This window comes from Fodinicola feengrottensis (genome assembly GCF_039530045.1).
Taxonomy (GTDB): Bacteria; Actinomycetota; Actinomycetes; order Mycobacteriales; family HKI-0501; genus Fodinicola; species Fodinicola feengrottensis.
In genome coordinates, this window is the sequence record NZ_BAAANY010000003.1 from 194708 (window position 1) to 200985 (window position 6278).

Below are 6278 nucleotides of genomic sequence, written 5' to 3' on the forward strand. Positions count from 1 at the left end.
TACTTGCCGACAAGCAGCATACGGGGGCAGACGGGCGGCTGTTGCCAGAATTTTGTGAGGCCCGTCGGCCGCATGATCCTTTAAGCGATCTCGGCGAGCACCTCGATTTCCAACGCCAGGTTGGCCGGAAGGGAGTTGACGCCAACCGCGATGCGCGCATGCTGCCCGGCCGGGCCGAACACCTTGATGAACACGTCCGATGCGCCGTCGATCACTTTCGTGTGCTCGACGAAATTCGGTGTCGCGTTTACCCATCCGCGGACCATGACGATGCGCCGTACCCGGTCCAATGAGCCAAGTTCGGCTCGCATGCTGGCAAGTGCGCTGTATGCGGCGCGGCCGGCGGCCTCATAGCCGGCCGCGGTGTCCAGCTCCTCACCAAGTTTTCCCAGTACCACAGAACCGTCCACCCCAATCGGGATGTGCCCGCCGAGGACGAGAAGACTGCCGACGACCACGGAGTTGACGTACGAGCCGGCCGGCGGAAAGGGCGCCGGCAGGTCCAGATCCAATTCGTTTGACATAGGCCCGGACACTGGCACAGGACTTGTCGACCGTCGATTACCTCAGAGGTAAGCGTCCCCAGCCGACGTTATTCAGTGATGACTATCCATTGCCACCAGTCACGATGATCCGATTCGGCACGATCGCGCCGGCCGGCAGCGGCACCAGTACGAAATGAATGCCGTCAGCGGAAACCACCTCGCCATACGGAGTACTCTTCGGCCACAATGCGGCGGAGTAGGACCCGAGAACGGTCCGATAGGGAATGCCGCCCGGAGCCGGTTTCGTGGAGATCCGCTGGAAAGTAGCGCCAGCGTCGGTGCTGCGGATGACCGGAGACGAATCACCGCCGGCAGTGTTCATGTCGATCGTCGCGACCGACCCATCGCCGAGAACGCCTAAACCGGAGACAACCCTGCCGATCGTCTGGGTCTTCTGCCAGGTCAGGCCACCGTCGGTGGTGCGAAGGAGCACCTGCGGACCAGGAATGTACTCCACCAGGGCATATCCGGTATGGCCGTCGAGGCTGTCCACGGTGACCTGCCGATCCGGGTGTTTCGGTCCATCCTTGGCAAAGTTGACGCCACTGGAGCCTTTCGCCGCCGGGGCGTCGAACGTGTGCCAGGTCGCGCCGCGGTCGCGGCTGACGGCGACCGCGCCATCGCACTCCAGCCAGAGCGAACCGTTCGTGGGCTGTCGCTCGTTCGTCGGTAGGCAGCCCCTCGCGGCGGTGCCGAGCGGGTGTAGCTGACCGGACCCCGGATCAACGGCCATCGGGACGGTGGGCGGCTGGCCAGCCTTGGCCACCGGGCCGGCGGCCAGCTCGCCAGCTGAGGCGTTCGCGGCCGGCTGGGCGAGCAGGGCGTCCGTGCTCAGCGGCGTCAGCAGTTGCCACTGGGTGGGCAATGAACGTACGGCCGCGCCGGCTGCTGGGCGTACGGACCAGGTTTCCCCGCCGTCGTGTGTGATGAGGTTCCCGACCATCGTGGTCTGCGCGTCCAGCGCGACCACCGCATGCGGGTTGGCCAGGCTGGATGGCAGTTTGCGAGTGTCCCACGTGTGCCCGCCATCGGCCGTACGCGACCAGGCGAACCCGCCCGCCGCCAGTTTGCTGACGACCTCGTTAATCGTCGTACTCAGGACAACCGAACCGACCACGTTGGTGTTGGCCGGCAACCTACCGGCGATCACGGTGGCCGCCAGATCGCCGGTCAGCCGATCGGAATGGCTGGCGAACTGGGTGCCAGTCACCCCGACCGCCAGCGCCGCCACCGCGGCGGTCGCGCCGACGGCGAGCCGGCGCTGTTTGATCCGCCGGCCCTGCTGGACCACGGCCCGCACATCGACCCGTACGCCCGGATCGAAGGTGCGCAGAGCCGTCTTCACATCCTGGTCATCAAACATCTGCTACTCCTTCAGGCTGGGGAATTCGACCGCTGGCCGCGAAAACCGGGTCGGCGCGGAGCTTGCCGAGAGCGCGCGAAGCCGTGGACTTCACCGTGCCGGTCGTCACTCCCAGCTGCGCGGCCACACTGTCGGACGGCAGATCGAGGAAATACCGCAGGACCACGACCAGCCGCTCGCGCCGGGTCAACCGGCTCATCGCGTCGGCCAACTCCTGCCGGTCGATCACCACGCTCGCGAAATCGGGCTGCGGAGCTGGCTCCCGCAGTCCTGCGACCGGCACCTCGAGTCGACTCCGTCGCCGCCACCAGTCGATGTGACTGTTCAGCAGGATTCGCCGGGTGAACGCGTACGGGTCCTCCATCCGGATTCGCCGCCACGCCACGTACGTCTTCGCGTACGCGGTCTGCGTCAGGTCCTCCGCACGCCCCTGGTCGCCCGTCAGCAAATACGCGATCGCGGTGAACTGCCTGGTCGTACGGTGCACGTAGCTGGTGAAGTCGTCCACTTCATCCGAAGTCATCCCCGTCCCTTCGCTGCCACCCACAACGACGCAGGCATTGCCGGAAAGGTTGAGAACGAGTTATCCGAGTGGACCGGTGAGGTAGCGTTGAATGGTCGGGCCGAATCGCGCGACCAGCTGATCGATGGTGAGCTCGGCCAGCGGCGGCACGCCCAGCACGTACCGGCAGGTGCCCAGGCCGACAAGCTGGGTCATCACCGCGGACGCACGCTGCTCAGCCTCGGCTGGCACCGCGAGCAGGGCCGCGGTGTGCGGGATGACCTGCTCGCGAAAGACGGTGAGCATGCGCGCCGCGGCGAGCTCGTTTCCCATCGCGGCACGGAAAAGGAAGATGTACGCCTCCCGGAACCGCTCATCCTCCCATTTGCCGATGAAATGCCGGATAATCCGCTCGCCGAGCTGCTCTCTCGGTACGTTTCCCAGGTCTGGCAACGTAAGATCGACGTCCAGAACGGCGTGGAACAGCTTTTCCTTGGAGCCATAGTAACGCATCACCAGCGCCGGATCGATGCCCGCGTCGGCGGCGATGGCCCGGATCGTCGAGCGCTGGTAGCCGCTGCTCGCGAACTCGGTCCTCGCGGCAGCGAGGATGGCCGCCTTCGTACGCTCCGACCGCCGCTGCAGGGAGCTGGGCTCGGCCTCGGTCTGGTCCGGCTGACTCGCCATCGGTGTCCTCGCTGATCGGTTCGCCGCCGAGTTTACGGCGAGTGTCAACGGGCGTTGATATGCGGTGGCTCGCGGGGCTAAAGTCATGTCAACACGCGTTGACCTCAGTCTAGCGAGAGGGGTAACGGTGGACTGGACCTTCGCGGCGGCCGGACTGGTCACCGGATTCCTGGTCGGCCTGACCGGCACCGGCGGCGGCGCTCTGATGACGCCGATCCTGACGCTGCTGCTCGGCGTGCCACCGCTGGCCGCGGTGTCCACCGACCTGGTGACCAGCGTGGTGATGAAGCCGTTCGCCGTGCTGGTGCACTTGCGCCAGCACACCATCCGCTGGCGGATCGCACTGTGGCTGTGTGTCGGATCGGTGCCGGCGGCATTCGTCGGCGCGATGGTGGACGGCCTGCTCCGCTCCGCACGAGTGGACGGCATTCTGCGCATCCTGCTGGGCGCGGCCCTACTGCTGGCGGTCGCTTCCACCGTCGTACGAATGTATCTGGATCTGCGCAAACGCCCGGAAAACCCAGGCGTGGAGCCGGAAGCGGCGGTGGCGCCGGGCCGGCTCGTGCTGATCGGCGTGGTGGTGGGCTTCATTGTCGGAGTCACGTCCGTCGGCTCCGGGTCTCTCGTCATGGTCACGCTTTTGCTGATGTATCCACGCCTTTCGGCCGGCCGGCTGGTGGGCACCGACCTCGCCCAGGCACTGCCCCTGGTGGCCTCGGCCGCCCTCGGACACCTGTTCTTTGGCGAAGTACACTTTGGCCTGGTGGCTGGCCTTCTGGTCGGCTCGATCCCGGGCGCCGTCATCGGCGCGCTGCTCTCGTCGCGCGCACCCAGCCGAGTCATCCGGGTGACGCTCGCCGTCGTTCTGCTCGCCTCCGGCCTCAGCCTGCTCGGACTGGCCGCACTCACCACCCTGATTGTGGTCGCGGTGGCCGCACTTATCGCCGCGACGGCGTGGTTTTTACTGGCGCGTACGACACACTCGGCTGCCGCCAACGAGAAAACGACCGTACCTTCGAAAGGAAGGGAACTACTATGAAGGTCATCGGCGCGGGCTTCCCGCGTACTGGCACCTCCACCCAGCAGACCGTGCTCAATAAACTGGGCTTTGGCCCCTGCTATCACATGCGCGAAGTCATGGAACACCCCGAGCACATCGACAGCTGGGTCGCCGCCTATTCCGGGGAAAAGATCGACCTGGTGGCCACCTTCGCCGGATACCAGTCGACCACCGACTCGCCCGGCTGTTATTTCTGGCGCGAGCTAATGGAAGCGTACCCGGACGCGAAGGTCCTGCTCAGCGTACGGGACCCAGAGAAATGGTACCAAAGCATGATCAAAACCGTCCTCAACGAAGACCTCTTCAAGGAGGTGGACGGCCCGACTACCTCCGCGCGGCGACTGGTACCGGTGATGTTCGACCGGATGTTTGGCGGATCCCGGGAAAAAGACCACCTCATCAACGTCTTCAGCCGCCACAACGAAGCCGTAAGACGCGAGGTGCCGGCTGAGAAGCTGCTCGTGTACGAGGTCAGCGACGGCTGGGAGCCGTTGTGCGCATTCCTTGGCGTGCCGGTGCCGGACGAGGAATTCCCCTGGCTCAACGACTCGGCGGCCTTTGTTCGTACGGTCGCAGAATTCCGCAGTCGCCAGTAGGCGTACCAACAAAGTTTGGCCGCCGGGAGCAACGCTGCATCCCGGCGGCCAAACGGCAGGTTTCCCTTATCCCTCAGGTAAGGAGTCGACCACGGTGGCGGCCAACTTGAGGTAGGCATCCTGGGTGTGGTGGGACAGCAGAAGCCACTGCGGCACCCCGCCGGCGGCGAGATGCCGGTCATGCGGCACCCGCAGGACATGGGCCACCTGCCTGCTCAACTCCGCCTCCAACCGGTCCAGGTCCAGCTCCCCCGCGACCGTGTGAGAGGCGTTGACGACCACCGTCGAGGTGGCCACCTTGAGCGGGAATCGCCTGGCCAGCCAGTCCATTCCCTCCACCAGCACCTCCGCGGCGTCGAAACTCGGCCTGGTCACCGCGACCACCGCGTCGGCAGCCTCCACAATGGACAGGAAGGCCGCCTCGCGCATGCCGGTGCCCAGATCCACCACGATGATGGAATAGAAACGCGAGAGCACCCCGAGGACCTCGCGATATTCCACCGGCCCGAGCCGGCCGGCCGCGGCGGTGTCCGAGCGGACCACGCACAGCCCGCCTTCGGCCTCGGTCACATAAGGCATCAGGTCCGCGTACCGCTGCACATGCTCGCTGTAACACCGAAGTTCGCTGGCGCTGCCCGGACTGTACGGCTCGGCCACCCGCTTGATCAGGTTGCCGGAGTCCGGGTTGGCGTCCAGCGCGGCGATCAGATCTCCCCGCAGCCGGGCCAAAACCTGCCCCAGCTGCAAGGCGGTAGTCGACTTGCCGACGCCGCCTTTCGGGCTGAACACCGCGATCACCTTCGGTGCCGCGAGCGGCCGGCGGGACAGTCGGGCCCATCGGCGGTGGCGGCGCTCGCGGGCACCTGGGCGCACCCCTCGCGCACCCAGCCGCCAAGCGATCCGCTGCCACCCCAGGATCGGCGGCTGTCGCGACTCGCGGAGATAGTCCTCCGGCCGCAAAAGCCGGCTCTGGTCCACTTTCGCCAGGGTGCTCGGCTCCGCTCCCGCGTCGGCACCCGTACGATCCGGGAACCACAGCGGGGCGTCCAACTCCGGCGTACCGGACCTGGACACCACCGGCCGCTGTTCCCCGCGCGGCCTTGCGCCGCGCGCCGGCTCACCCACCGGCCGGACTCCCTTCGTCATTGATATTCCCGGTGTCCGCGGCAGGTCCGGCATCTGGCGGCGGACCTGCGTCTGGCGGCGGGCTTGTGTCTGGGGGCGGACCTGCGTCTGGGGGCGGACCGGCATCTGGCGGCGGACCCGCGTCCGGCGGCGGTCCGGCGTCTGGCGGCGGACCCGCGTCCGGAGGCGGCCCGGCATCTGGCGGCGGAGCGACGTTGTCCGGAGTATCGCCCTGACCATTCACCCCGGCCTGGCCCGGACCGGCGTCTGGCGGTGGGCCGCCTTCGTTGTTGATGTTTCCGTTGTCCGGGTACGAACCGCCGTCAGGTGCGCCCAGGTTGTCCGGCGTATCACCCTGACCATTCACCCCAGCCTGCCCCGGAACGGCCTCATCATTGAT

General features: G+C 66.6%; 7 protein-coding genes and 1 pseudogene. 2 read left to right on the plus strand and 6 right to left on the minus strand.

The window, feature by feature from the left end:
- Positions 1-80 precede the first annotated feature (80 nt).
- From ABD301_RS05305 to ABD301_RS05320, 4 genes are all read right to left on the minus strand, one after another.
- Positions 81-524, minus strand: coding sequence for a RidA family protein (locus ABD301_RS05305; RefSeq protein ID WP_163573208.1), 444 nt, complete (start codon positions 522-524; stop codon positions 81-83).
- A gap of 82 nt (positions 525-606) precedes the next feature.
- Positions 607-1908: a sialidase family protein gene (locus ABD301_RS05310; RefSeq protein WP_344307676.1), complete on the minus strand. Its 1302-nt coding sequence runs from the start codon at positions 1906-1908 to the stop codon at positions 607-609.
- On the minus strand, positions 1901-2431 hold the full coding sequence (locus ABD301_RS05315; protein WP_163573205.1) for a SigE family RNA polymerase sigma factor: 531 nt from the start codon (positions 2429-2431) through the stop codon (positions 1901-1903). Before ABD301_RS05315 ends, ABD301_RS05310 begins: the two co-directional genes overlap by 8 nt.
- Positions 2432-2491: 60 nt before the next feature.
- On the minus strand, positions 2492-3097 hold the full coding sequence (locus ABD301_RS05320; protein WP_344307678.1) for a TetR/AcrR family transcriptional regulator: 606 nt from the start codon (positions 3095-3097) through the stop codon (positions 2492-2494).
- A gap of 127 nt (positions 3098-3224) precedes the next feature.
- Here ABD301_RS05320 and ABD301_RS05325 point away from each other — a divergent pair, with 127 nt between their 5' ends.
- Complete coding sequence (locus ABD301_RS05325) at positions 3225-4136, plus strand: sulfite exporter TauE/SafE family protein (RefSeq protein WP_344307680.1); 912 nt, start codon at positions 3225-3227, stop codon at positions 4134-4136.
- On the plus strand, positions 4133-4753 hold the full coding sequence (locus ABD301_RS05330; RefSeq protein ID WP_344307682.1) for a sulfotransferase family protein: 621 nt from the start codon (positions 4133-4135) through the stop codon (positions 4751-4753). The genes ABD301_RS05325 and ABD301_RS05330 overlap by 4 nt, the downstream gene beginning before the upstream one ends.
- A gap of 66 nt (positions 4754-4819) precedes the next feature.
- Here ABD301_RS05330 and ABD301_RS05335 read toward each other — a convergent pair whose 3' ends face one another.
- Both ABD301_RS05335 and ABD301_RS05340 read right to left on the minus strand, forming a co-directional pair.
- On the minus strand, positions 4820-5899 hold the full coding sequence (locus ABD301_RS05335) for a nucleotide-binding protein (RefSeq protein WP_344307684.1): 1080 nt from the start codon (positions 5897-5899) through the stop codon (positions 4820-4822).
- Positions 5871-6278 (minus strand): annotated as a pseudogene (locus ABD301_RS05340) (hypothetical protein); the annotation flags it as partial. The gene ABD301_RS05335 and the pseudogene ABD301_RS05340, both read right to left, overlap by 29 nt.

What these genes read in the sequence shown, in the direction of transcription:
- ABD301_RS05315 (WP_163573205.1), bottom strand. Translation starts at nt 2,431, where the DNA reads ATGACTTCGGATGAAGTGGACGACTTCACCAGCTACGTGCACCGTACG.
- ABD301_RS05320 (WP_344307678.1), bottom strand. Translation starts at nt 3,097, where the DNA reads ATGGCGAGTCAGCCGGACCAGACCGAGGCCGAGCCCAGCTCCCTGCAG.
- ABD301_RS05305 (WP_163573208.1), bottom strand. Translation starts at nt 524, where the DNA reads ATGTCAAACGAATTGGATCTGGACCTGCCGGCGCCCTTTCCGCCGGCC.
- ABD301_RS05335 (WP_344307684.1), bottom strand. Translation starts at nt 5,899, where the DNA reads ATGACGAAGGGAGTCCGGCCGGTGGGTGAGCCGGCGCGCGGCGCAAGG.
- ABD301_RS05330 (WP_344307682.1), top strand. Translation starts at nt 4,133, where the DNA reads ATGAAGGTCATCGGCGCGGGCTTCCCGCGTACTGGCACCTCCACCCAG.
- ABD301_RS05310 (WP_344307676.1), bottom strand. Translation starts at nt 1,908, where the DNA reads ATGTTTGATGACCAGGATGTGAAGACGGCTCTGCGCACCTTCGATCCG.